The sequence below is a fragment of the Allobosea vaviloviae genome, from assembly GCF_001298265.1.
GTDB classification, from domain to species: domain Bacteria; phylum Pseudomonadota; class Alphaproteobacteria; order Rhizobiales; family Beijerinckiaceae; genus Allobosea; species Allobosea vaviloviae_B.
The window spans coordinates 133,823-159,649 of sequence record NZ_LGSZ01000009.1 but is presented as its reverse complement, the minus strand read 5'-3'; the positions used below and the strand labels follow the sequence as shown (position 1 = coordinate 159,649).

The 25,827-nt window shown below is 65.9% G+C and carries 28 protein-coding genes; 14 read left to right on the top strand and 14 right to left on the bottom strand.

The window, feature by feature from the left end; translation table 11 throughout:
- Window positions 1-54: 54 nt before the first annotated feature.
- Window positions 55-1,242: a Na+/H+ antiporter NhaA gene (gene nhaA / locus AE618_RS01220; RefSeq protein WP_054207226.1), complete on the bottom strand. Its 1,188-nt coding sequence runs from the start codon at window positions 1,240-1,242 to the stop codon at window positions 55-57.
- Between the two features lie 297 nt (window positions 1,243-1,539).
- Between nhaA and AE618_RS01215 the strand changes: the two genes are divergently transcribed.
- Both AE618_RS01215 and AE618_RS01210 read left to right on the top strand, forming a co-directional pair.
- Window positions 1,540-1,764: a hypothetical protein gene (locus AE618_RS01215; protein WP_054207225.1), complete on the top strand. Its 225-nt coding sequence runs from the start codon at window positions 1,540-1,542 to the stop codon at window positions 1,762-1,764.
- A gap of 51 nt (window positions 1,765-1,815) precedes the next feature.
- Entirely contained in the window at window positions 1,816-2,106 is a 291-nt protein-coding gene (locus tag AE618_RS01210; protein ID WP_054207224.1) for a hypothetical protein, read from the top strand.
- A 633-nt stretch (window positions 2,107-2,739) separates the two neighbouring features.
- Here AE618_RS01210 and AE618_RS01205 read toward each other — a convergent pair.
- Window positions 2,740-3,954 carry an NADP-dependent isocitrate dehydrogenase gene (locus tag AE618_RS01205; RefSeq protein ID WP_054207223.1) on the bottom strand — a complete coding sequence of 405 codons (1,215 nt, stop codon included), beginning with the start codon at window positions 3,952-3,954 and terminating at the stop codon, window positions 2,740-2,742.
- 221 nt (window positions 3,955-4,175) lie between these two features.
- Here AE618_RS01205 and AE618_RS01200 point away from each other — a divergent pair, with 221 nt between their 5' ends.
- The 3 genes from AE618_RS01200 to AE618_RS01190 all read left to right on the top strand — a co-directional run bounded on the left by AE618_RS01200 (window position 4,176) and on the right by AE618_RS01190 (window position 6,450).
- Window positions 4,176-5,006 (top strand): hypothetical protein, encoded by an 831-nt coding sequence (locus AE618_RS01200; RefSeq protein ID WP_156330039.1) that lies wholly within the window; start codon window positions 4,176-4,178, stop codon window positions 5,004-5,006.
- Window positions 5,007-5,060: 54 nt separating this feature from the next.
- The gene (locus AE618_RS01195) at window positions 5,061-5,795 is read left to right on the top strand and encodes an SDR family NAD(P)-dependent oxidoreductase (RefSeq protein WP_054207221.1); all 735 of its coding nucleotides are present in this window, start codon (window positions 5,061-5,063) and stop codon (window positions 5,793-5,795) included.
- Window positions 5,796-5,904: 109 nt separating this feature from the next.
- Complete coding sequence (locus AE618_RS01190; RefSeq protein WP_054207220.1) at window positions 5,905-6,450, top strand: 2,4'-dihydroxyacetophenone dioxygenase family protein; 546 nt, start codon at window positions 5,905-5,907, stop codon at window positions 6,448-6,450.
- 122 nt (window positions 6,451-6,572) lie between these two features.
- Here the strand turns inward: AE618_RS01190 and AE618_RS01185 are convergent, their stop codons facing one another.
- Window positions 6,573-6,980 (bottom strand): flagellar assembly protein FliX, encoded by a 408-nt coding sequence (locus AE618_RS01185; protein WP_156330038.1) that lies wholly within the window; start codon window positions 6,978-6,980, stop codon window positions 6,573-6,575.
- A 228-nt stretch (window positions 6,981-7,208) separates the two neighbouring features.
- Between AE618_RS01185 and AE618_RS01180 the strand changes: the two genes are divergently transcribed.
- The 7 genes from AE618_RS01180 to flaF all read left to right on the top strand — a co-directional run bounded on the left by AE618_RS01180 (window position 7,209) and on the right by flaF (window position 12,234).
- Entirely contained in the window at window positions 7,209-8,342 is a 1,134-nt protein-coding gene (locus AE618_RS01180; protein ID WP_054207219.1) for a flagellar basal body P-ring protein FlgI, read from the top strand.
- The gene (locus tag AE618_RS01175; RefSeq protein ID WP_054207218.1) at window positions 8,342-8,719 is read left to right on the top strand and encodes a rod-binding protein; all 378 of its coding nucleotides are present in this window, start codon (window positions 8,342-8,344) and stop codon (window positions 8,717-8,719) included. The genes AE618_RS01180 and AE618_RS01175 overlap by 1 nt, the downstream gene beginning before the upstream one ends.
- On the top strand, window positions 8,706-9,194 hold the full coding sequence (locus tag AE618_RS01170; RefSeq protein WP_054207217.1) for a hypothetical protein: 489 nt from the start codon (window positions 8,706-8,708) through the stop codon (window positions 9,192-9,194). Before AE618_RS01175 ends, AE618_RS01170 begins: the two co-directional genes overlap by 14 nt.
- Window positions 9,195-9,354: 160 nt before the next feature.
- A complete protein-coding gene (locus tag AE618_RS01165; protein WP_054207216.1) occupies window positions 9,355-9,810 on the top strand; it encodes a hypothetical protein in 456 nt (151 codons plus the stop codon).
- Window positions 9,811-10,046: 236 nt separating this feature from the next.
- Window positions 10,047-11,435: a flagellin gene (locus tag AE618_RS01160; protein ID WP_054207215.1), complete on the top strand. Its 1,389-nt coding sequence runs from the start codon at window positions 10,047-10,049 to the stop codon at window positions 11,433-11,435.
- Between the two features lie 51 nt (window positions 11,436-11,486).
- Window positions 11,487-11,879, top strand: a complete 393-nt coding sequence (gene flbT / locus AE618_RS01155; protein WP_054207214.1) for a flagellar biosynthesis repressor FlbT — start codon at window positions 11,487-11,489, stop codon at window positions 11,877-11,879.
- Entirely contained in the window at window positions 11,863-12,234 is a 372-nt protein-coding gene (gene flaF, locus AE618_RS01150; RefSeq protein ID WP_082364897.1) for a flagellar biosynthesis regulator FlaF, read from the top strand. Before flbT ends, flaF begins: the two co-directional genes overlap by 17 nt.
- A 114-nt stretch (window positions 12,235-12,348) precedes the next feature.
- Here flaF and AE618_RS01145 read toward each other — a convergent pair whose 3' ends face one another.
- From AE618_RS01145 to AE618_RS01100, 10 genes are all read right to left on the bottom strand, one after another.
- Window positions 12,349-13,866 carry a hypothetical protein gene (locus tag AE618_RS01145; protein WP_054207213.1) on the bottom strand — a complete coding sequence of 506 codons (1,518 nt, stop codon included), beginning with the start codon at window positions 13,864-13,866 and terminating at the stop codon, window positions 12,349-12,351.
- Window positions 13,867-13,873: 7 nt separating this feature from the next.
- Window positions 13,874-15,742, bottom strand: coding sequence for a flagellar hook-associated protein FlgK (gene flgK, locus AE618_RS01140; protein ID WP_054207212.1), 1,869 nt, complete (start codon window positions 15,740-15,742; stop codon window positions 13,874-13,876).
- 58 nt (window positions 15,743-15,800) lie between these two features.
- Window positions 15,801-17,198, bottom strand: coding sequence for a flagellar hook protein FlgE (locus AE618_RS01135; RefSeq protein WP_054207211.1), 1,398 nt, complete (start codon window positions 17,196-17,198; stop codon window positions 15,801-15,803).
- 177 nt (window positions 17,199-17,375) lie between these two features.
- Window positions 17,376-18,386: a YcjF family protein gene (locus tag AE618_RS01130; protein ID WP_054207210.1), complete on the bottom strand. Its 1,011-nt coding sequence runs from the start codon at window positions 18,384-18,386 to the stop codon at window positions 17,376-17,378.
- The gene (locus AE618_RS01125; RefSeq protein ID WP_054207209.1) at window positions 18,383-19,828 is read right to left on the bottom strand and encodes a YcjX family protein; all 1,446 of its coding nucleotides are present in this window, start codon (window positions 19,826-19,828) and stop codon (window positions 18,383-18,385) included. Before AE618_RS01125 ends, AE618_RS01130 begins: the two co-directional genes overlap by 4 nt.
- Before the next feature lie 16 nt (window positions 19,829-19,844).
- Entirely contained in the window at window positions 19,845-20,372 is a 528-nt protein-coding gene (locus AE618_RS01120; protein WP_054207208.1) for a SixA phosphatase family protein, read from the bottom strand.
- A 71-nt stretch (window positions 20,373-20,443) separates the two neighbouring features.
- Window positions 20,444-20,815, bottom strand: coding sequence for a hypothetical protein (locus AE618_RS01115; RefSeq protein ID WP_156330037.1), 372 nt, complete (start codon window positions 20,813-20,815; stop codon window positions 20,444-20,446).
- Between the two features lie 148 nt (window positions 20,816-20,963).
- The gene (locus AE618_RS01110) at window positions 20,964-21,866 is read right to left on the bottom strand and encodes a cell wall hydrolase (RefSeq protein ID WP_054207206.1); all 903 of its coding nucleotides are present in this window, start codon (window positions 21,864-21,866) and stop codon (window positions 20,964-20,966) included.
- A 224-nt stretch (window positions 21,867-22,090) separates the two neighbouring features.
- On the bottom strand, window positions 22,091-22,327 hold the full coding sequence (locus AE618_RS01105) for a helix-turn-helix domain-containing protein (protein WP_054207205.1): 237 nt from the start codon (window positions 22,325-22,327) through the stop codon (window positions 22,091-22,093).
- A gap of 9 nt (window positions 22,328-22,336) precedes the next feature.
- The gene (locus AE618_RS01100; protein ID WP_054207204.1) at window positions 22,337-22,909 is read right to left on the bottom strand and encodes a DUF2975 domain-containing protein; all 573 of its coding nucleotides are present in this window, start codon (window positions 22,907-22,909) and stop codon (window positions 22,337-22,339) included.
- A gap of 75 nt (window positions 22,910-22,984) precedes the next feature.
- Here AE618_RS01100 and AE618_RS01095 point away from each other — a divergent pair, with 75 nt between their 5' ends.
- The gene (locus AE618_RS01095; RefSeq protein WP_054207203.1) at window positions 22,985-23,611 is read left to right on the top strand and encodes a hypothetical protein; all 627 of its coding nucleotides are present in this window, start codon (window positions 22,985-22,987) and stop codon (window positions 23,609-23,611) included.
- Here the strand turns inward: AE618_RS01095 and AE618_RS01090 are convergent.
- Window positions 23,592-24,437, bottom strand: a complete 846-nt coding sequence (locus AE618_RS01090) for an AAA family ATPase (protein ID WP_054207202.1) — start codon at window positions 24,435-24,437, stop codon at window positions 23,592-23,594. The two genes, AE618_RS01095 and AE618_RS01090, sit on opposite strands and share 20 nt — an antisense overlap.
- A 290-nt stretch (window positions 24,438-24,727) precedes the next feature.
- Here AE618_RS01090 and AE618_RS01085 point away from each other — a divergent pair, with 290 nt between their 5' ends.
- On the top strand, window positions 24,728-25,735 hold the full coding sequence (locus tag AE618_RS01085) for a peptidoglycan-binding protein (protein ID WP_054207201.1): 1,008 nt from the start codon (window positions 24,728-24,730) through the stop codon (window positions 25,733-25,735).
- The last annotated feature ends 92 nt before the right edge of the window (window positions 25,736-25,827 follow it).

Here is a 25,827-nt window from a genome sequence, read left to right as displayed (position 1 = left end):
GCCGAAGGCGCCGCGGAGGACGGGAGATGCCAACCGATCGCGGTCGTCGAGATCTCAGGTTTTGGCTTGCAGCTCACCGGCCAGGACTGGCCGTTGCAGTCGCAGGATCAGATATCCGGCCAGCCCCGCGAGCCCCGACCCTGCCAGGATCCCGTACTTCACCCGGTCCTGCATCAGGGGGTCCTCGAAGGCGAGCAGGCCGATGAACAGGCTCATCGTGAAGCCGATGCCGCAGAGCAGGGAGAGGCCCAGCATCTGCGGCCAGGTCGCGTTGGCCGGCAGATCGGCCCAGCCGGCGCGCACGAGCAGGGCGACAGCGCCGAAAACGCCGATCAGCTTGCCGAAGAACAGGCCGGCGGCGACGCCGACGGCGAGCGTGTCGCCCAGGACGGCCGGCGTGATGCCAGCGAAGGAAACGCCGGCATTGGCGAACCCGAAGATCGGCACGATCACGAAGGCGACGGGCATGTGCAGCGCATGCTCGAGACGATGAAGCGGCGATGTCGCGTGGTCGGCCTCCGGCTTGCCCGGCGTCGGCACGATCGGAATCATCAGCGCCAGCAGGACGCCCGCAATCGTGGCATGGATGCCCGACAACAGCACGAGAACCCAGAGGATGGCACCGAAGAACAGGTAGGGCGGGAGCCGGTGATAGCCGAAGTGCTTGATCGCCTGCAGGATCATCAGGACGAGCAGCGCGCCCAGCAGCGCATAGACGTTGAGTTGCGCCGTGTAGAAGATCGCGATGATGATAACGGCGCCGAGGTCGTCGATGATCGCCAGAGCGGCGAGGAAGACTTTCAGGGATGTCGGCACCCGCGATCCCAGCAGGGAGAGCACGCCAAGCGCGAAGGCGATGTCGGTGGCCGCCGGAATGGCCCAGCCGCGCAGCGCGGAGGGATCATTGCGGTTCAGCACGACGTAGATCAGGCCGGGAATGATCATGCCGCCGAGCGCGGCCATGCCGGGAAGCGTCCTGCGGCTCCAGGTCGAGAGCTGCCCGTCGACGACCTCGCGTTTGATTTCGAGCCCGACGAGCAGGAAGAACACCGCCATCAGGGCGTCGTTGATCCAGTGGAGCAGGCTGAGCGGACCGATATAGGCCTTCAGCGCAGCGAAATAGGTCGGCGCCAGAGGTGAGTTGGCGACCATGAGCGCGAGAACGGCCGCGCCCATGAGGACCAGGCCGCCCGCGGCTTCGCTACGGAGGAATTCACGAAAGGTGGAGAAGGAGCGGGGCATAGACACAGGTTCCCGCGCCGGCGGCCCGACCGGCGCTCGTCCTGCCCGCTCGACCTTTCGAAGCGCGGCACCCTGCCGGCTGTATGGCACCGCGGACTGCCGTGGGCAACCTGGATATCTCTCCTGCCCGGCAAGGTCGCCAAGTTCAGCCTCGACGCCCTGATCGGCATCGCAACAGTGGCCGCGTAGTGTGTCGCTGGAGATCGCGGCGGCGGAGACGGTTGTGGCAAGCTGAAGAACGGGCGAAGGATTGGGCCTAGACAGCACTCGCCTGCCCATGCTTAGGAGACTGCACCGGTGGATGAAGAGACCGCAAGGAAGATCTACGATGGCGCGCTTGCCCTCGATCCCATCCTCCTAAACTTGCGAAAAACCGTTGATTTGATCGAGGACGAGACTTTGCGCCACCAGTTCACGAGGGCGGTTGGAGACGTGATGGGCGTTGTGTTCGCCGAGGTGATGCATCCTATAGAGCGCCAATTTCCAAACCTGATACCGCTAAAAGAGCGCGCTACCCGGTAGTTCAGCTTCCGAGCCGAGTGTGAACGGCATTCTTGCGATAAGTTGGCTAACATGAAGCAGTGGGACGCATACACGCAGTCTGCAGCGGACACGCTGTTTAAACTCCAGCGCAATGAAATCTCCATGGCGGAGGCTTACCGCTTCTTTGAAGACAATTCCGTCGTGCTCGCGGACGGAGAAGCCCTTACGTCGATCCTGAATGCGATCAGCGAGATCGATGGGTTTCCGAGATGGTACAGCGAACTGTCTGAGTTCTTTGCCAGCCAACCCACTAGGGATGCATTGGTGGCGTGGTTGAAAGCTAAGGTGAGCTCCCGCTCTACAAGCCGACACCGGGCATAACCTCCAACCCTTATCCCCGCGCCTCCACCCCAGCCCTATCCTCCCCCCACTGCACCCGACCAAGGGGGCTGTCGCGAGGCATCGTGCGGCCGGGTGGAGTGGCGGGTTTCGCGGGGCGCTGCCGTTGCAGGCGGGGCTTGCGGAGGTGGACCGGCCGTTTCGTCCCATAGGCAAGGACGAACAGCCGCGACGCCCAAAATCCCCGCGCGCGGAGCCGGGCGGCGCGAGATCGGCGCTGCATCGACACCTCGACATCGACTCATCGACATCGGCACGCGGCAAGGACGCGCGCCACCCGGCTCCGCGCATCCCCTCTGGGAACGATTGTGCGAAACCCCGCGGCTTAGGCCGGTCGGGGGTTTTGGTGTGCGTTGGGAGCCGCGACGCCTCTTCCCTTCTCCCCTCGCGGGAGAAGGTGGCCCGGCAGGGCCGGATGAGGGGGCGCCGTGCGCTGAATCGTCAGCGCGATGTTCAGCCAGTCGGTAAGCTCACAGCGCCCCCTCATCCGTCTCGGCTACGCCGAGCCACCTTCTCCCGCGAGGGGAGAAGGGGCGCGCGCAACCGGCGGCCGCACCCCACGAAAAAGCCCGGCCGTCACCGGCCGGGCTCGTGTCTCACGAAAGGCCCGCCCGCTCAGGCGGCCATCGCCTTGCGCAGATTGTCGCTGACCTTGTCGAGGAAGCCGGTTGTCGAGAGGAACTTCTGCTCGGGTCCGACCAGCAGCGCCAGATCCTTGGTCATGTCGCCGGCCTCGACCGTGTCGACCGTGACCTTCTCCAGCAGGCTGGCAAACTTCGCGAGTTCGTCATTGCCGTCGAGCTTGGCGCGATGGGCGAGGCCGCGCGTCCAGGCGAAGATCGAAGCGATCGAGTTCGTCGAGGTCTCCTTGCCCTTCTGGTGCTCGCGGTAGTGGCGGGTCACCGTGCCGTGAGCGGCCTCGGCCTCGACGGTCTTGCCGTCCGGCGTCATCAGCACCGAGGTCATCAGGCCGAGCGAGCCGAACCCTTGAGCCACCGTGTCGGACTGCACGTCGCCATCATAGTTCTTGCAGGCCCAGACATAGCCGCCCGACCACTTCATCGCCGACGCCACCATGTCGTCGATCAGGCGGTGCTCATAGGTGATCCCGAGCTCGTCGAACTGCGCCTTGAACTCGGCCTGGTAGATCTCCTCGAAGATGTCCTTGAAGCGCCCGTCATAGGTCTTGAGGATGGTGTTCTTGGTGGAGAGATAGACCGGGTACTTGCGGATCAGGCCGTAGTTCAGCGAGGCGCGGGCGAAATCGCGGATCGACTCGTCGAGGTTGTACATCGCCATCGCGACGCCGGCCTCGGGGGCCTTGAAGACCTCCTTCTCGATCACCGCGCCGTCCTCGCCGACGAACTTGATCGACAGCGTGCCCTTGCCCGGGAACTTGAAGTCGGTGGCGCGGTACTGGTCGCCATAGGCATGACGGCCGATCACGATCGGCTGGGTCCAGCCCGGCACCAATCTTGGCACATTTCGGCAGATGATCGGCTCGCGGAAGATCACGCCGCCGAGGATGTTGCGGATCGTGCCGTTGGGGCTCTTCCACATCGACTTGAGGTTGAATTCCTTCACGCGGCCTTCATCGGGCGTGATCGTCGCGCACTTGACCGCGACGCCATGCTTCTTGGTGGCGTTGGCGGCGTCGATCGTGACCTGGTCGTCGGTGGCGTCGCGGTTCTCGACCGAGAGGTCGTAATAGTCGAGCTCGAGGTCGAGATAGGGGAAGATCAGCGTGTCCTTGATCTTCTGCCAGATGATGCGGGTCATCTCGTCGCCGTCCATGTCGACGACCGGGTTGGCGACCTTGATCTTGCTCATGTGAAACGACCCCTGCTTCTGGCCAGAATGGAACGGTTCGCGCCTGCGGCAACCATGCCGCAGGCGGTTGGCCGTGTCCTAGCGGGTTCGCGGCCTCGGGGGAAGCGCGGCTTTTGGGCAAGGTCCGCTGGCTTCAAAGGCTTTCATGCTGCGCTGCCGCAAAAAAAGCGGCATCGGGGTTCAGCCTTGTGTCTTCGCCTTCACAGCACCGGAACGATGCCTTGCCTCCAGCCGTCCTGCCCGCACCGACGTTGCACCGCGCCGCATGGCTTCTGCTGCTCGCCGCGATGCCGCTCGCCGCCGCCCATGCGGAGCAGACCCCAGCCCAGCAGGCGCCAGACGCGCGCCCACTCGACGCGGCCTTCTCCGAGGAGGCAGAGACCCGGCTGTTCGCGCCGATCCCACACTGGGACGCGACGCCATCATGCGATCCCGATCTCGACACGCCGGGCTTCATGGCGCCCATGCGGCACAAGGGCGGCCGCACCGTTGGCAACGGGTTGGCGCGGCCGCAGATCGACGCCGTCCCGATCCGCCGCGGGCTCAACCCGGCCTCGTCGCCGTTCCCCGCCGCCACCGAGCGCGCCGTCGGCATAAAGCTCGGCGCCGAGCGCTTATCCCTCTCGACGGCCATCGTCACGGGCCAGGGCGGCTGGCAGCGCAACGACACCCGCGTCGACTGGAACGTGACCCGGGGCTCCGGCGGCGACAGCCAAGTCGTCTGGAGCGCGGCGACCGGCGGCCAACTCCAGACGACCGGCGCCGCCGCGCAAAATGCGCAGGCCGTGCTGGGCTACCGACTCCGGCCGCTCGACATCGTCACGCTGACCACAGAGATCGCACTGGCCGGCAGCTATACCTTCGCGGCGCAGAACGGCCTCGCCACCACGATGACGCCGCGCGTGAAAGCCGTCGCCGACCTGACGCAGCCGCTGTCCATGCCCTGGCGCACGACGCTCGACCTCAATGTCGGGCGCGAGATGCCCCTCAGCGGCAGCGCCTTCCTGACCAGCGCCTCGGCCCTGCTGCGGCTGGAACTGCCCATGCCGTGACAGCAAGGCCCCTCGCCCTTCCCGCGGGCGTCCCGCGCCGATAGTCTTGGGTCCATGACCGACGACGCCTCCCGCACCACCCCACGCTTCGCCCTCGTCACCGGGGGGACCCGCGGCATCGGCCAGGGAGCAGCGCTCGCTCTGGCGACAGCCGGCTACGACGTCCTCGCCACGGGCCTCACCGCCGAGGAGGTCGCAGGCCCGCCGCCCCACCTCGCGATCCGCCACGCGCAGCTCGATGTCACCAGCGACGATCAGGTCGCCGCGATCATAGCCGCCTGCCCGCGTCTCGACGCGCTGGTGAACTGCGCCGGCATGATCCAGCGCGGCGGCAAGGAGTTCGAGATCGACGCCTTCCGCCTGACCATCGAGGTCAACCTCGGCGGCACGATGCGGATGTGCCTGGCGGCGAAGGACAAGCTCGCCGCTGGGCACGGCAGCGGCATCGTCAACATCGCCTCGATGCTGACCTTCCACGGCTCGGCCTTCGCGCCGGGCTATGCTGCCTCCAAGGGCGCGATCGGCCAGCTCACCAAATCGCTCGCCGCCGCCTGGGCGCAGGACGGCATCCGCGTCAACGCGGTGGCACCGGGCTGGATCGAGACCGAGTTGACCCGGCCACTGGTCGAGGATGCCGCCCGCTCGGCTCCGATTCTCGCCCGCACGCCGATGGGCCGCTGGGGGCAGCCCGGCGATGTCGGCGGCGCGATTGCGTTCCTGCTGTCGGATGCGGCAGCCTTCATCACCGGCACGATCCTGCCGGTCGACGGCGGCTATCTGGCCGTCTGAGCGGCGGACACCTGACGGCAAAAAATATAACCGGCACAGGATGATGCTGGACGATCCTGAATCAGGTTCGCAATGGCCGGTTCACATGAGACGAAACGGGAGAAACGCGATGACCGAGACCAGCCCGATGCCTGTCGCCGCCACCGACGCCGAACGCTGGACGCCCTATCGCCACCCGCAGCCGAAGGATTCGCCGCCCGAATTGATCGTTCCCAACGTCATTCCGACCGACGAGCGCGTCTGGGTACCGGTCGACGACAATGTCTGGTTCCGGCCGCTTTGCCTCAGCGTCACCCGCGGCTACTGGATGAACCTGCTGCGCGTGCGCCGCTCCGGCGTGCTCTCACGCCACCGCCATCCGCAGCCCGTGCATGGCTATGTGCTCAAAGGCCAGTGGCGCTATCTCGAGCATGACTGGGTCGCGACGGAAGGTGCCTATGTCTACGAGGCGCCGGGCGAGACGCATACTCTGGTGGTCGACCCTGAGACGGAGGAGATGATCACCATGTTCCAGGTCAACGGCGCGATGATCTATGTCGATCCGGACGGCAAATGCCTGGGCTACGATGACGTCTTCACCCGGCTCGACAAATGCCGCGCGCACTACGCCACGAACGGCCTTGGCGCGGACTATGCGGACCAGTTCCTTCGTTGAGAACCGGCACAGCCGTCATTCTCGGGCCAAGCGAAGCGCGGACCCGAGAATCTCGGGCCGGATAAGGCTACAGCCTTCTTGTCACGAGATGCTCGGGTCGAGCCCGACCATGACGCGCGAGATCACCGCCCGAGCTTCGCCAATTCGACGGCCGCCCTCAGCTCGATATGGGCCAGCACGTCATCGAGGCGCGGATCGTCGGTGGCTTCGCGCCGCTGGGCGAGATTGGCCCGGATCTGCTCGAGCTCGGAGATGTTGACGCGGCCCGAGAGCAGCGCCGCCTTCAGTCGGTCGAGCCCGTCGAGCAGGTCGTGGCCGCGCTTCGCCTGGCGCTTCTTGCGCTCATGGGGCTCTTCATAGGCCTGCACGGCCAGCAGCGTGTCGAGCGGGCCGGCCGCGCTCACATTGGCGCTGCGCGCAGCGGCCGCGCTGTCCTTTGTCGGCAATGTGAAGGCGGCGCTCCCCGCGCGCCTTGCGGAACCTGCCGGGCCGGCGTTGGAGACAGGCGCGCGCTGATCGATCCGGATCATGGTCGCCTCGCGTAACTGGTCATGGAAAACCCTCGCGCCGGGATGGTTAACAGGCGGTAAATCACCCGGCATAAACTGCCGCCCCGGCAGGATCGGCAGCCTCACAACGACCGCCACGACCCTGCGCCGGATTTCCAAACAACTGATAAAGCAGGGCTTTCAAGTTGTCGTCGTCTGGCACGCGGATCGCAGGTGGAACAGCGATCGATTTCTCCTGCCGGTGAGACCATGTTCCGCAAAGCCGCCCTGACATCCCTGGTGAAGCCCCTGGCGGCGCTGCTCGCGCTGGGCCTCGCCGTGGCAGCCGGCCCGGCCCAGGCATTGTCGCGGATCAAGGACCTGGCCTCCGTCGAAGGCGTCCGTTCCAACCAGATCCTCGGCTACGGCATCGTCGTTGGCCTCAACGGCACCGGCGACACGCTCAACAACGCGCCCTTCACCAAGCAGTCGCTCACCGCGATGCTGGAGCGGCTCGGCGTCAACACCCGCGGTGCCAATATGCGCACCGCCAATGTCGCCGCCGTGATGGTGACGGCAAACCTGCCGCCCTTCGCCACGCAAGGGACGCGGCTCGACGTGACGGTGTCGGCGCTCGGCGACGCCAAGTCGCTGCAGGGCGGTACACTCTTGGTGACGCCGCTGCTCGGCGCCGATGGCGAGGTCTATGCCGTCTCGCAGGGGCCGGTCGCCATCGCCGGCTTCTCCGCCGAGGGCGATGCCAGCAAGATCACCCGCGGCGTGCCGACCGTCGGCCGCATCGCCAATGGCGGCCTGATCGAGCGCGAGATCGAGTTCGCCCTGAACAAGCTGAAGACGCTGCGCCTTGCGCTGCGCAACCCCGATTTCACCACGGCACGCCGCATGGCCGCCGCGATCAATGACTTCCTCGGCGCCGACGCGGCCGAGCCGACCGACCCCTCGACGGTCGCGTTGCAGATCCCGCCCCGCTTCCAGGGAAACATGATCCGCATGCTCACCGACATCGAGCAGCTCCGGATCGAGCCCGACCAACTCGCCCGCATCGTCATCGACGAGCGCTCCGGCATCATCGTCATGGGCAAGGATGTGCGGGTGTCCACGGTGGCGGTCGCGCAGGGCAACCTGACCGTCACCATCACGGAGCAGCCGCAGGTCAGCCAACCAGGCCCGTTGTCGGACGGGCAGACCGTCGTGACTCCGCGAACCAATGTGAAGGTCGATACCGGCGGCGGCAACAAGCTCGCCGTGGTCCGCGACAGTGTCACGCTCGCCGAACTCGTCGATGGCCTGAACGCGCTCGGCATCGGCCCGCGCGACCTGATCTCCATTCTCCAGGCCATCAAGGCGTCAGGCGCCCTCCAGGCCGAAATCGAGGTGATGTGATGAGTGCAACCCTTGCGATACCGGCGGCCAAGCTGGCTCTGGGTGCGGCCGGAAGCGTGATCGGCAGCCTTGCGAACGCGCTCGACCCGGCAAAGGCCAAGGCCAAGAAGCAGGCGGACGATTTCGAGACCGTGTTCCTGGAGCAGGTCACGCAGCAGCTGACCGCGACCGCGCCGGGCAGCGAGGGCCCGCTCGGCGAGAACGGGGTCGGCGGTGACATCTACAAGTCGCAGCTGACCCAGCAATACGCCAAGCAGCTGCAGAAGGCTGGCGGCATCGGCCTGTCGGACCAGATATTGCGTGATCTGCTGCGGGTGCAGGAACAGTCCAGCGCCCAGGCGAGCGGCACCGTCGGAGTCCAGAATGTCGGTTCCTAGGCGCGTTCTCGACGAGCGGCCACGCATCGCCAGCGCGCTCGAGGCGAAGGCGCTGATCGAGGCGGTGCTGGAGGCACTGTCGGCACTGTCCCATCTCGTCGGCGAGGAGACCGAACTGGTCCGGGCCGGCCGCCTGCCGGAGGCGATGACGCGGGAGCCGCGGAAAACGGAACTCGCCGGTATCTATATGCGCGGCGTCGAGCAGGTGAAGCTCAACGCGGTCTCGCTGGCGCGCTTCGTACCCGAACAGGTCAAGCGCCTGAAGACGGCTCATCTCTCGTTCCAGACCCTGATCGAGACCAACCAGATCGTTCTGGCGACCGCACGCGCCGTCTCGGAATCGATCGTCCGAGACCTGGCAGCCGACGCCAACCGCCCGTCGCGCGCCGCGGGCTATGGCCCAACGGCGACCGTCGGCGCAGGCGCCTTCGCACGGCCGAACTCGGGGCCGCTGATGGTCTCGCGCCGGCTCTGAGGCCGCTGGCACGTCAACCGTCAATATTTACCTAACTTCCTAACGTCGGATTCAAAGTTTTCCGGCAGCTTGGTCAGGTTCGGACAGCTGCGCCTGTTCGGGCATGAACGGCAAGCAGCGGCATCGCGCCGCTGTGCCCGACTCCAGAAGGAGTAAAACCATGGATTTTGGCAGCGCGTCCAAGCTGGCGCCCGTAGGAGGCCCTCCCCCCGTCAGCCGCGCCGACGTCGTCGCAACGCAAGGGAGCGTAAATGTCGAGCTTCCGCCCGAGCAGACTGTCCAGTCCGCGCAAGCCGGAACGGCGGTCAAGCTCGAACTGCGCGCCCGGGACCGCGACGCCCAGAGCCGTGCCGCGTTCGAGCAACGGACGGCCGTGAAGCAGCAGCAGCGCCAGCAAAGCCAGGCAGACGTGAAGCAGTCCGTCGATCGCCGGCTGGTGATCGAGCCGCGCACACGCACCGTCGTGCTGGAGGAAAAGGATCCGCGCACCGGCGAGACGATCGCGCAACTCCCTGACGAGACGCTGCTCAAACTGCGCATCTACTCGCGCGAGCTCACCGAGCGGGCGCAGGACGATCGAGACACCCGTCGACATGAAATCGAGCGGATCGCCTGAGGCGCCCTCCCCGCAATCCGTTGAGCACGAAGACGCCCGCCCCGCGCGGGCGTCTTTCGTTTTGCCCCACAGCATCGGCTTAGCACCGCCTTAACCATGTCCGGCGGCAGGAGCCGACGCGAGGCATTCGAGCGTCGAAATTTACGACTTGTTACGGGCTGGAGGCCAAACGTTCGGAGGTCAGGGCCAGAACGGCCACGACGCCAGAAGGCATCATCCCAGAAGGGTTCTCAGTTATGTCCGTTACTCTCTCCTCCGGCGTTCGCAGCGCCGTCTCCTCGCTCTCCTCGGTCCAGTCGCAGGCCACCGCGATCCAAAACCGTCTCGCCACCGGCAAGAAGGTCAACTCGGCCATCGACAGCCCGGTGAATTTCTTCACCGCCGGTTCGCTGAACGATCGATCCAGCCAGCTCACCGGCCTGCTTGACGGCATCTCCAACGGCATTCAGACCATTCAGGCTGCCTCCAAGGGCATCGACGGCATCACCAAGCTGGTGTCTTCGCTCCAGTCCACGGTGAAGCAGGCCCAGGCCGACGCGGCTCAGAACCGCCCGACCAAAGCCGGCACGGCTCTCGCCACCGCCGCCGAAGCCGCTCTCACCAGCAAGAGCCTCAAGGACATCGCTCTCGACAAGCGTATCGTCGACAGCAACGGCGCCACTGCCAACACGGCGACGGCGACCTATTCCGGTAACGTCGCGGGTCCCACCTTGGCGGCGGGCGACGAATCGACGACTTCTATCTCCATCACCTCCGGCACGACCACCTACAAGGCCTCGTTCCTCAGCACGAACGCGACCGTGCGCGACGTCGTCAACGAGATCAACAAGTCCGGTCTCGCCACCGCCTTCGTCGATGAGAAGGGCCAGTTCAACGTCAAGGGCGTTGGCTCGGAAACGGTTGCGTTCGGCATTGGCACGAGCACCTTCACGCCGGCTGCCGCCGGAGCTCCGACAGCGGCCGAAATCACCGCCGCCGGCACCGCCGCCGACGTCGTCGCAACGGGTGCGACCAGCGACAACAGCGATTTCGGCTTCGCATTGGCCGACAACGTCGTCGCGACATCCACCATCACTGGCAGCAACGTCACCTCCGCCGTCCGCTCCAACCTGATCCAGCAGTTCAACGACCTGCGCTCGCAGATCGACAGCCTGGCCAAGGATTCGAGCTACAACGGCGTCAACCTGCTGCAGGGCGACAAGGTCTCGATCGCCTTCAACGAGAAGACCGGCAAGAACCAGTCCAAGCTTGAGATCCAGGGCTCGACGCTCAGCGCCGATAATCTGGGCCTCTCGCAGGCCACGAACACCCAGCTCGCCGGCTTCTTCAACTTCCAGAACGACTCCGATCTCGACAAGGCCACGGCGGCACTGACGAGCTCGCTGACCTCGCTGAAGTCGATCTCCTCCTCGCTCGGCGCCAATCTCTCGGTCGCGCAGACCCGCCAGGACTTCACCAAGGACCTGAGCAACGTCCTGACGCAGGGTGCAGACAACCTGGTCTCGGCGGACTCGAACGCGGAAGGCGCGAGCCTGCTGGCCCTCAACACCCGCCAGCAGCTTTCGCAGACCGCCCTGTCGCTCGCCAACCAGGCCGATCAGGGCGTGCTGCGGCTCTTCCAGTAAGCGACGCCGCCTCGGCCCGCCCCTCCCCTCCAGCCAGAAGGCGGGACAGACATGGCACTCAAGGTCGAGCTCAAGCCGCGCGAGCGCATTATCATCGGCCAGGTCGTCATCCGCAACGATGAACAGCGCACGCGCTTCTTCATCGAGGGCGAGGCGCCGATCCTGCGCGAGAAGGATATTCTCACCTCGACGAGCGCCGATACGCCCGCCAAGAAGATCTATCTGTCAATCCAGCTGATGTATCTCGCCCAGGACCCGACCCAGGGCTATCAGACCTATTTCGAGCTGGTACAGGATTTCGTCGGAGCCGCGCCCAGCGCTCTGCCGCATGTTCACGAGATCAATAACCGCATCTTAAGTGACGAGCTGTACAAAGCTCTCAAGGCTGCGAAAAAGCTGATCGTCTACGAAGCGGAACTCATCGCTCATGCAACACGGGTTTAATGCATACGCATCCGCCGCGAAATCGGCGCAGGCCACTGTCCCCCCCCGCGAATTGGAAGCCTCCCTCCTCATCAAGGCGGCCACGCGTCTGCAGTCCATCAGCGACGACTGGGACATGCGCAAGAATGAGCTTGACGAGGCGCTCGCCTATAACCGCAAGCTCTGGACGCTCCTGGTCTCCGCGGTGATTGCGGAGGACAACCCGCTGCCGGTTGGCATCAAGCAGAACATTCTGGCGCTCGCCAACTTCATCTTCAACCGGACCTTCCAGATCTCCGCCGAACCGCAGGCGCAGCATCTGACCGTGCTCGTCGGCATCAACCGCGACATCGCCGCTGGTCTCCGCGGGCGCTGACAGAGGCTCCCACGGCCCGCCCTTTGGGTGGACGACAGCGATCCAAAGCCAAAGGCGCCGCCCCGACCGGGCGGCGCCTTTCTCGTTTCGGCCTTGCCTGCGCCGCGTGCGCGCTCAGAGATAGTTCGTCAGCGAGAGCTTGGAGAGGATTGCGCTCGTCTGGTAGCTCGCCTGGAGCTGGGTCTGCAGTGCCAGGATCTGCACCGCGACCTCTTCGGTCGTGACGTTCTCCACCCCTGCCAGAGTCGTCGTCAGATAGTTCTTGGTGCTCTCGTGCCGTTCCTTCGCGCGCGCCAGCGACGTTTGGGCAGAGCCGAAGTCGATGATGATCTCGGAGGGCTTCTGGACGGAGCCGCCAAATCCGAGCTTCTCGCTGACGCGCGACGTCGTCGCCTCATAGCGAGCCTGCGAATTGGGATCGCCGGCGGGAAAGGTCTCGATCGCCAGCACCGCGAACTGGGCGAGCCCGACGCGGAACGCTTCCTCGTTTGCCCGGGCGCCGGTGCCGACCAGTTGCCCCTTGTCGACCTGCACGGTCGAGGTGCTCCGCGCCGGGTCGGAATCGTCGTCGCCCTGATACCAGATCACGGTGTTGGCCGCTGTGCCTGCCACGGGCGCGGCCGTGGCGGTGTCGTAGGGCGGTCCAGGCACGCGAAGCGGCGGATTGCTGACGCTACCGGCAAAGAAGTTCTTCGCCGCGACCTGCGACGATGCTGCCGACAGCGTCGTCGAGGCAGCCTTGGTCAACGCCGAGGTGATGGCGCTGCGCAGATTGGCGGCGGTCGCATTGACGTCCACCCCAATCTCGAAGCTGTCGCTGGCGGGGCCGGTGGTGCCCGCAGCACGCGCCGTCAGGACGATCTCCTCCTGCGTGCCGTCGGGCAGGTTGAGCTTGAAGCGCAAGGCGTCGCCGGACACGGGTTGGCTCGCGACGGTGACCGAGACATCGGCCGGCGGGCCGGCGGTGAAGGTGGGCGCCAGTGAAGCCGAGGTGCTGGTCGCGCCCGCCAGCTTGAAGCCGTAGCTGTGAACGGGCGCCTCGTCGGCGATCGTCGCCGTCGCCCCTGCCCCGCCCGTCGTCAGGCGTCCGAGCCCCGAGACGCCGAGATCCGCCTGCTTGCGCTCGGAGATCAGCTGCCGCAGGCCGGCGCGCCCGGTGCCGTCGCCGTCGATCAATTCGCTGTAGCTGACTGTGGGTTGGACGTCCGAGGTCTTGCCCGAGAACAGATAGCGGCCATTAACGTTGGTGTTGAGCAAGTCGAGCGTCTGCTTGAACTTTTCCTCGGCCAGCACCTGAGGGGCGGAGCGGCCTGTCGCGCTTGCGACATAGCTGTTCGACCGTGTGTCATTGACGGTCTCGCTGGCCAGCTTGGCGAAGTTCTCCACGCTCTTGGTCGCCAATTTGACGTTGACGTCGGCCAGCGAGATACCGTCGAGCCAGGAATCGAGGCTCGAGACCTTGGCGTTGAGGTCCAGGCTCGTGATGCGGTCCAGGCCGAGCGCGCCATAGCTCTCGGCCTTCTCCTTTGTCGCGAGCTGACGCTCGAGATCGGAGAGCTGGCCGCGGGTCGAGACGAAGCTGTTGGGCGAGGCGGACCGGTAGGCTCCGGTACCGTAGGAGGTGATGGTCATGGCGCGCTCACACTCTCAGTAGAACGTCCATCATCTCTTTCACGGTCGAGATGATGCGGGCGTTGGCGGCATAGGCAGTTTGAAGCTCGATCAGCGTCGACATTTCCTGGTCGACACTGACCTGGGATGTCGCCTGGAACCGGCTCTGGATCGCTGCGAGCGCGACCTGCTGGCCCTCGTCCAGCCGCTGGGCGGTCGCAACAACCTGGCCCTGCGAGGACACGACCCGCTGCACGAAGTTCGAGACGGTCGAACTCGTCGTCGCGGTCGAGCCGTCGAGGCCCGTGCTGTTGGTAAAGCTGCGCGTGCTCTGGGTCAGTCGGTCCAATATCAGCTGCGGCCGAGTCGCGTCGCCCTGAGCTGTCGTCGTGTCGAAGGTCACGAGCTTCGACCTGTCCGCGATCAGCGCCTGGTTGAGCCCGATCCGGCCAGCAAAGCCGACGATCTGCGAACCGTTCTCATGGGAACCCGTATAGAGGCTCCCGCCATTGCCGGCATCGACGAACAGGGGCAACTCGGCGCTGCCGCCGGCAGAGGACAGGCTGGTGGCCGTCGGACGCGCGGTCAACGCCTTGACGTCGCGCGTTCCAGCCGCACCGTCATCGACGATCCGCAGCACCGAGCCGGTGTTGGAGACGGTAAAGCCGCTGCCGACGGCAGCCTGAATCTGGGTGGCGACGGACGCCGGGCCACCCGAGAAGTCGATGCCGATGACGCGGTTATTGGCATCGCCGCTGGCCGAGGCGGGCAGAGGCAGCGACGAGCCCGATTCGACGCGCACGAAGGTGAAGCGCTGCGTCGCGCCGCCTGGCGTCACCGCGTAGTCGAGCGTGACGCTGTTGCCGGACTGCAATCCCGTGAGATCGACGTCAAATCCCGTCGCCGCACCCGCAGTGACGGGCGTTCCGGCGATTGCCTTGTCCGACAGCGCACTGGAGAGCTGCGCCGCGATCTCGTCGAGCTGCGCCTGCGCCTGGACCAGCGTCTTGTCTCGGACATCCAGAAGGGCCGCGATCTCGCCCGACCGAAACGTCTTGTTCGTGATCGCGTCCAGGACGCTACCGGAACTGGTGGTCAAGGAGATCGTGCCGACGCCGCGCTTCGTCGGATCGCTGCTCCACTGATCATCCGGCCCGATGCCGGAATGCGCGTCGAAGCTGAACGTCACCGCAGGGCGGCCATCGAAGATCTGCGTGCCGGAGCCAGTGGTGATGCTGATCGAGCCGCGCGCATCCTCACTGGTCTTGATGTCGATATATTGCGACAGCTCCGACAGAATCAGGTCGCGCTGGTCCTTCAGATTGGCGGCTGCGGGATCGTTGGGCGATCCGACGATCCGGGCATTCACATTCGTCAGCGCGCCGAGCAGATCGTTGACCTGGGTGACGGCGCTGGCGATGCCGCTTTCAGCCTGTTCGCGCAGCGCCTGCACACCATCGGACAGCGTGTTCAGCCGGCTCGCGAGCTGGGTCGCCGAGTCCAGCACCGCAGAGCGCAGGCTGTAGGACGACGGATCGTTCCGGAGTGCCTGGAGAGAGCTGGTGAAGCCATTATAGACCGTGTCGAGCGCGGTCGCGCTGCCAGGCGCACCATAGAGCTTGTCGACGCTGGACAGGACCTCGGCCCGCGTCGAGGTGTAGGCCGCGCCCGACGATTCCTGCCAGAGCTGGTGCTGGACGATTTTGTCCAGCAGGCGCTGGACCTGCGTGCTCTGCGTCCCGACCGTCTGACCGCTGAGGCTGTCGGAGGTCGAGACGGTGCGACGAACATAGCCCGTCGTCCCGGCATTCGAGACGTTCTGCGAGACGACGCCGATGCCGATCTGCGTGGCGTTCAGACCGGCGATCGCCGTATTGAGGGACGCGCTGAGACCCATGGTCAGCTCCTGTCGCTACCCACGACGCTCAAGGACCGCGCCACGCCTTGCGTCGAAATCAGCGGATGATGCTGAAGACGTCTTGCAGCATCTCCTGCGCCGTGGTGATCACCTTGGTGTTGGCCGAGTAGGCCTGCTGGGTGACGATCATCTTCGAGAATTCGTCGGCGATGTCGGTGTTGGACTGCTCGATATTGCCACCGATGAGCTGCGAGGTGCCGAGCCCGATGATCGGGGGACCGGATTCGATCGTCTCCTCGAAGGCGCCGCCATCGAGCCGCTTCAGGGCGTTGTCGGCGTTGAAGCGGGCGACCGAGAGCTGTGCAAGCGCCACGACCTGGCCGTTGCTGAAGGTGCCGATGACCTGCCCGTCTGCAGAGACCGAGGTCCGGTCGAGGGTGCCGGCCGTATAGCCGTCCTGCCGGATCGAGCGAGCGTCGATCTGGCCGCTGACGTCGCCGTTCTGGGTCAGGCCGTTGCCCCCTGCCGTGACCTGGATGCCGCTGATCGTCGTGCCGGCGATGGTCAACGTCGGCAGCGCGATGTTGCCGGTCGCCGGGGCGGTCAGCTGGCCGGTCGACCCGAAGGTGATGCTGGTATTGACATTGCGGTAGGCGACGGCTGCGCCCGTAGCGCTGGTGTCCTGGGCGACGAACAGGTTCCAGGTGTCCACGGTCGCCGGCGGGCCGGCCGCTGCGTTGGCTGTCTTGGCCCAGCGCAGCTCGACGCTGGTCGCCTTGCCCAGCGAGTCGTACACCGTGACCGAGCCGCCGGGAATCGACTGGTTGAGGAAGCTGGTGATCTCGCTGCCGATGACGACGCCCGTTCCGCCCTCGGTGGTCGACAGGGGGTTGCTGGTAAAGCCGGTGGGGCTCAGCAGCTCCGACCCGGGGGTCGCCACGTTTGCATTATTGGTGCCGGGGAAAGCCGGGATGTTGGCGCGGTACTCGATCGAGGTCGTGGCCTTCGCCGGGAACTGCTCCTTGGTGATGCGCAAGACCTCCGGCTGGGTGCCGATCAGCGAGCCCGTCACCGTGTCGATCTTGAGCCCCTTGAGATAATAGCCGGCGCCGTTGACGAGATAGCCGTTGGCGTCGAAGTCGAAATCGCCTCGGCGCGTGTAGATATTGCTGTTGGAGAACTGCGTGTTGGTGCCGACGCCATTGAGGCGCTGATCCACGACAAAGAAGCCGTCGCCGTTGATCGCGGCGTTGGTGTCGATCCGCGTCGCCGTCAGGTCGCCCTGGATCGAGTTCGTGGCCTGGCTGTAGGCCGCGACCGAACCCGAAATCTGCCGGTTCAACGCCGAATCCGGCACAAGGTCGGAGAAGGTCGTATCGACCCGCTTGAAACCGGCCGTGCGGGAATTGGCGATGTTGCCGGAAATGTTCTCGAGCGCATAGGACTGCGCCTGAATTCCCGAAACTGCTGTCGTCAATGCGCTGAAGACACCCATGAAACCCTCACCTCTACCGGCGCCCCCAAAGGGCTGCCCTCAACTTCGAGGCGATAACTGCACGCGCCATGCCATGCCGGCACGCACGATATTTCAAGGACTTGCATGGTGTCCGGGATGTTTCACGGCGCTTTCAGCCGGGCAGAATCCGCCTGTCCCGGCAAAATCTGCCGCGCTTCAGGAAGCGCCCTGCTCCGCCGCCCCGCGCCACGAGGTCAGATCGCCCGCGACGTCGCCGAGCGTCGGCGGCGTGGCCTCGACGAAGGGCAACGGCCGGCAGACCGCCAGTGCCGCCAGGCCGATCCGCGCCGTCAGCAGCCCGTTCAGGACGCCCTCCCCGAGCTTGGCGGAAAGCCGCGCCGCCAGCCCCTGCCCGACCACCTGCTGGATCACGGCGTCGCCCGCCGCGATGCCGCCGGTGACGACGAGATGGCCGAGCACCTGCCGTCCCAGCCGGATCAGACCAAGCGTGCCGGGCCTGCCGGCATAGATGCCGGCGATCATCCGCAGCAGCCGGGCGCAGGCGACCAACACGAAGACCACGTCGATCAGTGCCCGCGGGCTCACTGCCGTGACCAGCGAGACGCGCCGCGCCGCCTGCGCGATCTGCGCCTGCGCCTGCGCGTCCAGCGGCGCCAGCAGGCTGCGCTCTGCCACCGTCAACACGTCGCGCGCCGCAAACAACTGCGGCAGGCTGTCGGTGAGCAGCGCCCGCCGCCTGGCCGTGTCGGCCCGCGATGCGTAGAGCCGGCCCAAATCCTCCGCCACGGCTTGAGCCTCCGTCAGGCTGCTGCCGGCCAGCGCGGCGGTCGCGCGAAGGCGAAGTGCCTCGACCTTCCGTTCGCGCAGGATGTCGCGCAGCACGCGGGCGAGCATGACCAGCAGCGCGAGCGCCGCGAGACCGGCAAAGGCCAGCGCCGCATAGCCCAGCACCGGGCTCTCATTCATCAGCGAGACGATGGTCCGCTCGGCCCAGACGCCGATCGACAGCGTCAGGAAACCCGACAAGCCGGCGACGAAAAGGCCGCCCCAGGACCAGCGTCGCCGGGCGACCGGCACCATGACGGGCTCGGCTGTGTCGATCGGCTCGCTTTCGGGGCGAATCGCGATGCCGTGCTCGCGAGCGTCGGCAGCGATGGCCGGGCCTGTGCCCGCCGGATCGAGACGGATGGCGCGCGGGGCCTTCATGCCAGCCTGTCCCCGATCAGGAACTCGAGCGCACGGTCGAGGCGAATCTGCGGCGGCGGCCGGGTGCGCCCGCCTGCATCGCTCTCGACAAGCGGCGGGCGGAAGCGCGGCGCCCGGATTTGCCAATGCGATCCCGGATCGAAGATCGCAGCCGCATGCTCGGGAAGTTCGCCAGGGAAGATCGCGACCTCCCCCAACCCGTCGAAGACCTCGCCGTCGACGGTCTCGCCGGCCTCCGGCACGCCGACAATGGCGGGCAGGTCATCGCGCCCATGCTTCATCCGGACCTCGCGCGTCGCTCGCACCGCGGCGAGCGCCATGGACTCGACCCGCGCGCCCGCGCCCTGCGCCCGCGACGAGGCACGCGCGACGAGATGAGACATCACCGCTGCCAGCCGGTCATGGCTGCTGTGGTGGACATGGTCGGCCTTGGTCGCGGCGAACAGCACCCGCTCGATGCGCGGCGAAAACAGGCTCGTCAGCCAGGAATTGCGCCCGACCTGGAAGGCCGCCAGCGCCTGCCCCAGCGCGGTCTCCAGATCGGCCAGCGCGGGTGCTCCGGCATCCAGCGCGGCCAGCACGTCGACCAGCACAATCTGCCGGTCGAGCCTGGCGAAATGGTCGCGAAAGAACGGCGCCACCACGACACGCTTGTAAGCCTCGAACCGCTCCGCCATCAGCCCGGCCAGCGTGCCGGTCTGCGGCTCGGAATCATGGCCGAGATCGAGCGGCGCGAAGGTCAGAGCCGGGGAGCCCTCGAGATCGCCCGGCATCAGGAAACGCCCCGGCGGCGTCACCGCCACAGCCTCTGGATCGGCCCTCAGCCTGGCGAGATAGGCCTTGAACAGATCGCTCGCCGCCTCCGCGGCCAATTCGTCCGGCGGCCCCGCCGGGTCGCGCAGCGAAAGGTCCGCAAGCCAGTCCGACGCCGCCATTTGCCGGTGCGCCTTGCGCGCATCGCCGACCGCCTGGCGCGACCAGCTCTTGTAATCCTGTCCGATCAAGGCGAGATCGAGCAGCCATTCGCCGGGATAATCGACGATGTCGAGCGTCAGCGTTGCCGGCCCCTTGAACCAGCCAGCCGCGCGTTCATAGTCGATCTCGACGCGCAGCTCCGAGATCCGCCGCGTCGATTCCGGCCAGCGGCGGGCCTCTCCATTCAGGGATGCACGGTGCGCCTCGTAGGGAAAGCGGGGAATCTCGGGGTCCGGCTGCGGCACCAGGCGCACGCGCGAAATCCGCCCCTCGGTGGCAGCCTTCAGCACCGGCAGCTTGGCGCCCTCGATCAGGTTCTGGATCAGCGCCGTGGTGAAGACGGTCTTGCCCGAGCGTGACAGGCCGGTGACCCCCAGCCGCAGGCGCGGCCGCGCCATGCCGAGCAGGCTGTCGCCGAAGGCGAGCGCGGCACTACGGGCCTCGTCGAGATAGGAATTCTGGCTCACAGGCCTGGCGCCCGAATCACTCGTCTGGACCTTCGCCCAGCGAAGCCGGCGTCACGAAACGATCCAACCTGCCGCCTCGCGCCGCCACATCGCGCCAGTCCTCGAGCGCGAAATCGAGCACGGCGAGGCCGCAGGTCGGATATTTCTGCGCCATCCGCGCCGAGGCGTAGCGGTCACCATGGCCAGCGAGCAGCGCCGCGAGCTCCTCGAAACCGGGATTATGGCCGATCATCAGCAGCGTGCGCACGGTCGGCTCGGTCTCGCGCACGACATTCAGCAGGCGCTCGGGTTTGGCCTCGTAAATGCGCGGCTCGACATGGCTGCCGGGCTTTTCCGGCAGCATGGCGCGTACGATCTCCCAGGTCTCGACTGTCCGCCGCGCCGGCGAGATCAGCACGAGATCGGGCAGCAGCAATTCGTCGGCGAGGTAGCGCCCCATGACGGGCGCAGCCTCGCGTCCGCGCGCGGCGAGCGGGCGGTCCCGGTCGGCCACGCCTTCGGGCCAGTTCGATTTGGCGTGGCGGAGCAGCATGAGGCGTCGCATCAGCGCAATCTAATCGCCCAGGCCGGATTTTGCGAGGGCACAATACGGGCCGATCCGAGGCTTTGCTCGCGTCAGTTGCCCCTGCCGGTATCGAGCATCGGCGGCGGCTGGATCTCGGGGATGTTCGTCAGTTCCTCTGGCAGCGGCCGGCTGGAGCAGGCCAGATGCACGTCCCTGCTGGCCTGCCTGCGCCGAACGTTGCGCTGGTTCGTCACGTTGATGGTCGCCAGTGTGCCCGACGGGCTGATCGCGTGCATCAGGAACTCGGATTTGAACCGGTCGCTTTCGGCCTGCTCATAGCCGCCTGCCCGCTGCCTCATCGCCTTGCAGGCAGCGCTCTGCCATTTCGGATCGGTCGTCCCCAACCCTTCGGCGTAGGTCTGCGGCTGCGTGGCGCAACCCGCACAGATCAGACCCATTGCGACCGCTGCCTGCCATTTCATGAATCACCGCTCGTGTTCGCGGCCATCGAGAATGCGGCAGCCGACCTTGCCGTCACCCAACCCCCGCCGGGCCAAGCTGTTCCATGGCCGTGACGTGATCGCCGCGATGGTGATGCGCGAGGACCGAGGCCGGCGGCCTTCGATGCGCTCAGTCGAGTCGCAATCCGCCGCGAAGGCCGGCCTTGTCAGGCATCAGCGCAGCAAGGCGGGCATCGCTCTTCGGCAGAGCGACGAAGGCACGCTGCGTCTTCTTCGGCAGATCGAGATCGAGTGGCCGGCCCGGCGGCAGCGGCGCGGTGATGAGCACAGCCAAGGCGGGGCCGGAAGGCGTGGCGGCCGCCGGTACGCGTATGTCGGGAGCGAAAGCCAGCGGCACGGCGGCAAACGAGGTTGGCAGAGAGGACGCGGTCGTGGCGAGAGGCGCAGAGACACTGGCGAGCTGATAGCTCGGCTCCTCGATATGGCGACGCTCGGGCCGTTCGCCCTTCACATAGAAGGCGTTGCCCCCGGCCACGGTCACGTAATGCATGTTGGCGTAGGAAAAGCGCATCCCGGCCATGTGGAAGTGCTTGGCGTTGCCCACCGCTTCGTTGCGCTTGCCGTCCAGGATCGCCTCCGCAACAGCCTCGACCCTCGGCAGGTCGCGAGGCGACATCGGGCGCGTCAAGACGCCGGCCGCAAACTGGCGCGGGGCGCCGACGACGCCGCAGATCGTCTCAGGGTATCGCGGCGATCCCACCCGGTTCATCACGACCGTGCCGACGCCGAGCAGTCCGCCGTCGTTCGAGCGGTTTGATTCGAAATACATCGCGCGGACGAGGCACTCCTTCTCGCGCGGATCGGCCTTCGCCAGTTCGATGGCGCGCTTGCGGGCCTCCTGGGGCGATTTGGCGGCCGGCACGGCAGTCGTCGCAGCAGTCTCGACGGGCGAGATGCTGCAGGCGCCCAGTGCCGGTGCAGCCAGTGAAATCAGCAGCGGGATCGCTTTGCGGCTTGTGCGGGCCATGCCCGAGAAACGGACAGCATCGGCAGCGATCACGGCGCGCTTCATGCGGCAGCCTCCTGATTGGGGATCTGGGCTGCCGCAGGCGGCGGGCCGTCTTCACCCGGAAGGAACGCTGAAACCCTTAACAGAAAGTTAATCAAGGACGGAAGGGGAAAGGTCGTGAGGGGGCGGAAGGCGGCGCGGTGCCGGTCGAACCAGCAGCCCTCATCCTGAGGAGCTCGACGAGGCGCGATGCCACCAGGACGCCCCCGCGCGGTTCCCTCGGACCATCAACCCGCGTCATCGACCTCGGCGGGTTCTTCGCCGGGCTCGTAGCGAAGCAGGTCTCCCGGCTGGCATTGCAGCACCGTGCAGATGCGCGAGAGCGTGTCGAAACGCATGCCGCGCACCTTCCCGGATTTCAGCTGCGACACCTGCTGCTCGGTCAGCCCGATGCGCTGGGCGAGTTCCTTCGAGCGCATTTTGCGGCGCGCGAGCATGATGTCGAGTTCGACGACGACGGGCATCGGGACGGCTTACACGAAACTCTGATTCTCGTCCGACAGACGGATCGCCTCGCGCAGCACATGGCCGAAGGCGATCAGCGCGGCGCCCGCAGCCATGGCGGCAAAGACGCCCGGATCGAGCGTGATCGCCAGATGTCTCTGCCCCACCGGGTTGTCGATCGTCATCGCGATGCTCTGCAGGGCCCGAACCACCGGGGTGGCGGCGCCGCAGGCAACCAGAAGCCAGCCCACACGCAGCAGCGAGGCGGCGTTCTCATCGACGAGAACCCTGCCCTCGCCGAAGGCGCGGAACAGAGTCCCCAGCCTCAGCATCGCCAGAACAAAGAGCAGCGCGGGAATCCAGGCGAGCCCGAACGCGGCCCAGTAGCCCCTTGGCGAAGGCGAGATCAGGGCGCCCCGCAGTCCGATCGTGCTGCGGGCATGATGGAAGAGCGCGTCGGCATCCGTCCAGAGCCAGATCAGGCCGACGATCATCAGCGACCCGGCGGCGTAGCTGAAGGCGCGGGCCCAGAGACTGACCTTGCGGAGGCGCATGGCGGCGTCGCGGGGAAACGGCGCAGCGGATTGAAGCGGCATCGACATAATGATTTCCTCGATTGACAAAATTAAAGTAAGAGATGAATTATTATACGTCAATCACCAATCTGAAGAGATCCGATGCGCATCCTTTCCCTCGCCAGCCTCCTGCTCGCCAGCCTCGCGGCCGGGTGCGGCCATGTTCCCCTGACATCCCTGCCGAAGCTCTCGAAGATCGACATCCGCACGACCGATCTGTCGCAGTTGCGCGCCGGGATCAGCCTGCCGGCCGACGTCCGCCCCCTGCCTGGCGGCGTCACCATGACCATCGTCGCGATGGCAAAGGATGGCGGGCGCCATGAGCGCAAGGCCGTGCTGGAAGAGGTGCGCGACGCTGTGGAACTCGCATCCCTGCCGGTTCTGGCCGCGCCGGGACGGCGCTTCACCTTGTTCAAGCTCAGCCCGGCGGATGCCGCCCACCTGGGCGTGTTCCGCGAGGAGATGTTCGCCGGTGCGCGCAACGAGGGCAACCGCGGCAGCCTTTCGCTCGGCGCCGACAAGGCCTGCCGCACCGGAGAGCCCTCCGCGACCCCCATCACCATGACCGGCTATCTCAAAACGTCCGAAACGCAGGACTATGTCCTGCTGATGCGCGACTTCGACCTGACCGCAGCGGCGCGCGCGATCGATCCCAAGATCGACCTGGCCACCGCCATCCCGCCCTGCGAAGGCCTTCCGAACAGCCCCCTCACCGCCCCTCGCGCCTAACCATGAAGGCCAGTTTCTCGAACAGGCTGACATCTTGCTCGTTCTTCAGGAGCGCGCCATGCAGCGGCGGGATCAGCTTGCGCGGGTCGCGCTCGCGCAGCACCTCGGGGCCGATATCCTCGGCGACGAGGAGCTTCAGCCAGTCGAGCAGTTCGGAGGTCGAGGGCTTCTTCTTGATGCCGGGCACGTCGCGCACCTCGAAGAACAGCTTCAGCGCCTCCTCCATCAGCCGCTGCTTGATGCCGGGGAAATGCACCTCGACGATGGCCTGCATCGTCTGCGCGTCGGGAAAGCGGATGTAGTGGAAGAAGCAGCGCCGCAGGAAGGCGTCGGGTAGCTCCTTCTCGTTGTTGGAGGTGATGATCATCACCGGCCGGCGCGCGGCTTTGATGGTCTCGCCGGTCTCGTAGACATGGAACTCCATGCGGTCGAGTTCGAGCAGGAGGTCGTTGGGAAACTCGATATCGGCCTTGTCGATCTCGTCGATCAGCAGCACCGGGCGTTCGGGCGCGACAAAGGCCTCCCAGAGCTTGCCGCGCTTGATGTAGTTGCCGATCTCGGACACCCGCGGGTCGCCGAGCTGGCTGTCGCGCAGGCGGCTGACCGCATCGTACTCGTAGAGCCCCTGCTGCGCCTTGGTGGTCGACTTGATGTGCCAGGTGATCAGCGGCGCGCCCAGCGCGGCCGCGATTTCCTCGGCAAGGACCGTCTTGCCGGTGCCGGGCTCGCCCTTGACCAGCAGCGGCCGCTCCAGCCGGATCGCGGCATTGACCGCAACCGTCAGGTCCTCGGTGGCGACGTAGTTTTCAGTGCCGGAAAAACGCATGCGCAGACCTTCTGACCAAGCCTTCTGGAGAATGTCGGCAAAGGCTAGCCCAGGATGCAAGCGCCGGGAAAGCTCCGACCGGCAGGCTCTACGCAAGCCGCACTGGCCAGCACCCCGAATGGGCTGTGCCAGCGCCGGTACGCGCTCTCGGCAAGGGCTTCGACGTCGATGCGATCGGCGTTCCCTTGCGGCATTTCGTCATGTAACAATCTTTCCTGTTCTAACCGATCGAGCTTCCGGATTGATGCTGCACCCGACTGTCACCTCCTCCATGGCGTGATGAGAGGCCGATGCCACTGCAATCAAAGGAATTCTCCGGCGACCCGCGCCTGGAAGCCTGCGCGGTCTCCGACTCCAGTCATGTGATGCCAGGGGCCACAGGCGCTTTCGTCGGCAAGATTCAACAGGCGCTGATCCGGCTCGGCGCCGGGGCCATCTCCGCCGACGAGTTATCCAAAATGCGTTACGGGCCGTCGACGGCCGCCAGCGTACGGAGCTTCAAGACAGCGCGCCGCATCCTGAATTACGCGGGCCGGATCGACGATATCGTCGGCAAGAAGACAATCGCCGCACTCGACCAGGAGCTGGCATCTCTTCGCCCTCTGCCCCCGCCTCCCGTTCCACATCCGCCAGTTCCACCTCCGCCAGCTCCACCTCCGCCACCCGGGCCACCGAAGGTGTTCGTCGTCCATGACGTGCGTCTGTTCGGCTGGAAGCCGCTTGGCGACGTCCTCGAAGTCAACGGTGACACGCCGCTGCAATGGATGATCGACAATGTCGTCAAGCGAGGTGATGCCGCCGGCGGCAATCTTACGCTGAAAATCATGTCGCACGGCCTGCCAGGTTTCGTGCAATGCTGCAGAGGCGCCTTTCAACATCCCACTTTGCCGACTCGGGTTGTCGACCCCAAAAAGGGCAACCTCTATATTGGCCCCGGAAAAGGGGGGATATGCCGAACTGATCTGGCGCAGCTCGAACAATTGCGTGGCAAGGTCAAGCGCATCGAATTCCATAGTTGCTTGGTGGCACGTATCGGGCCGTGTTCCGAGGCCAATGGCCACGCCAGTTATGACGGCAACGAATTCTGCTACCAACTTGCTCAGCGCACGGCCGCCGAAGTCGCTGCCTCCATCCATCTGCAATTCTATTGGGAGGGAACGCAGCCAGGCGGCATGCATTTCGGCAACTGGAACGGCCTCAGGTTCACCTGGGGGCCTGCTGGCAACATCATTGAGACAAAGCAGTTTGCCTATAACGAACTGACTGGACCGCCGCCGCCTGGAACGCCGGCGACCTGAATCAGGGTCTTGGACCGCGACGTCTTGGACCGCGACGACGCAACCAAGGTTGTGTTGCGGCGCACCAGACCGCACAGTCTTGCGGCATCTTC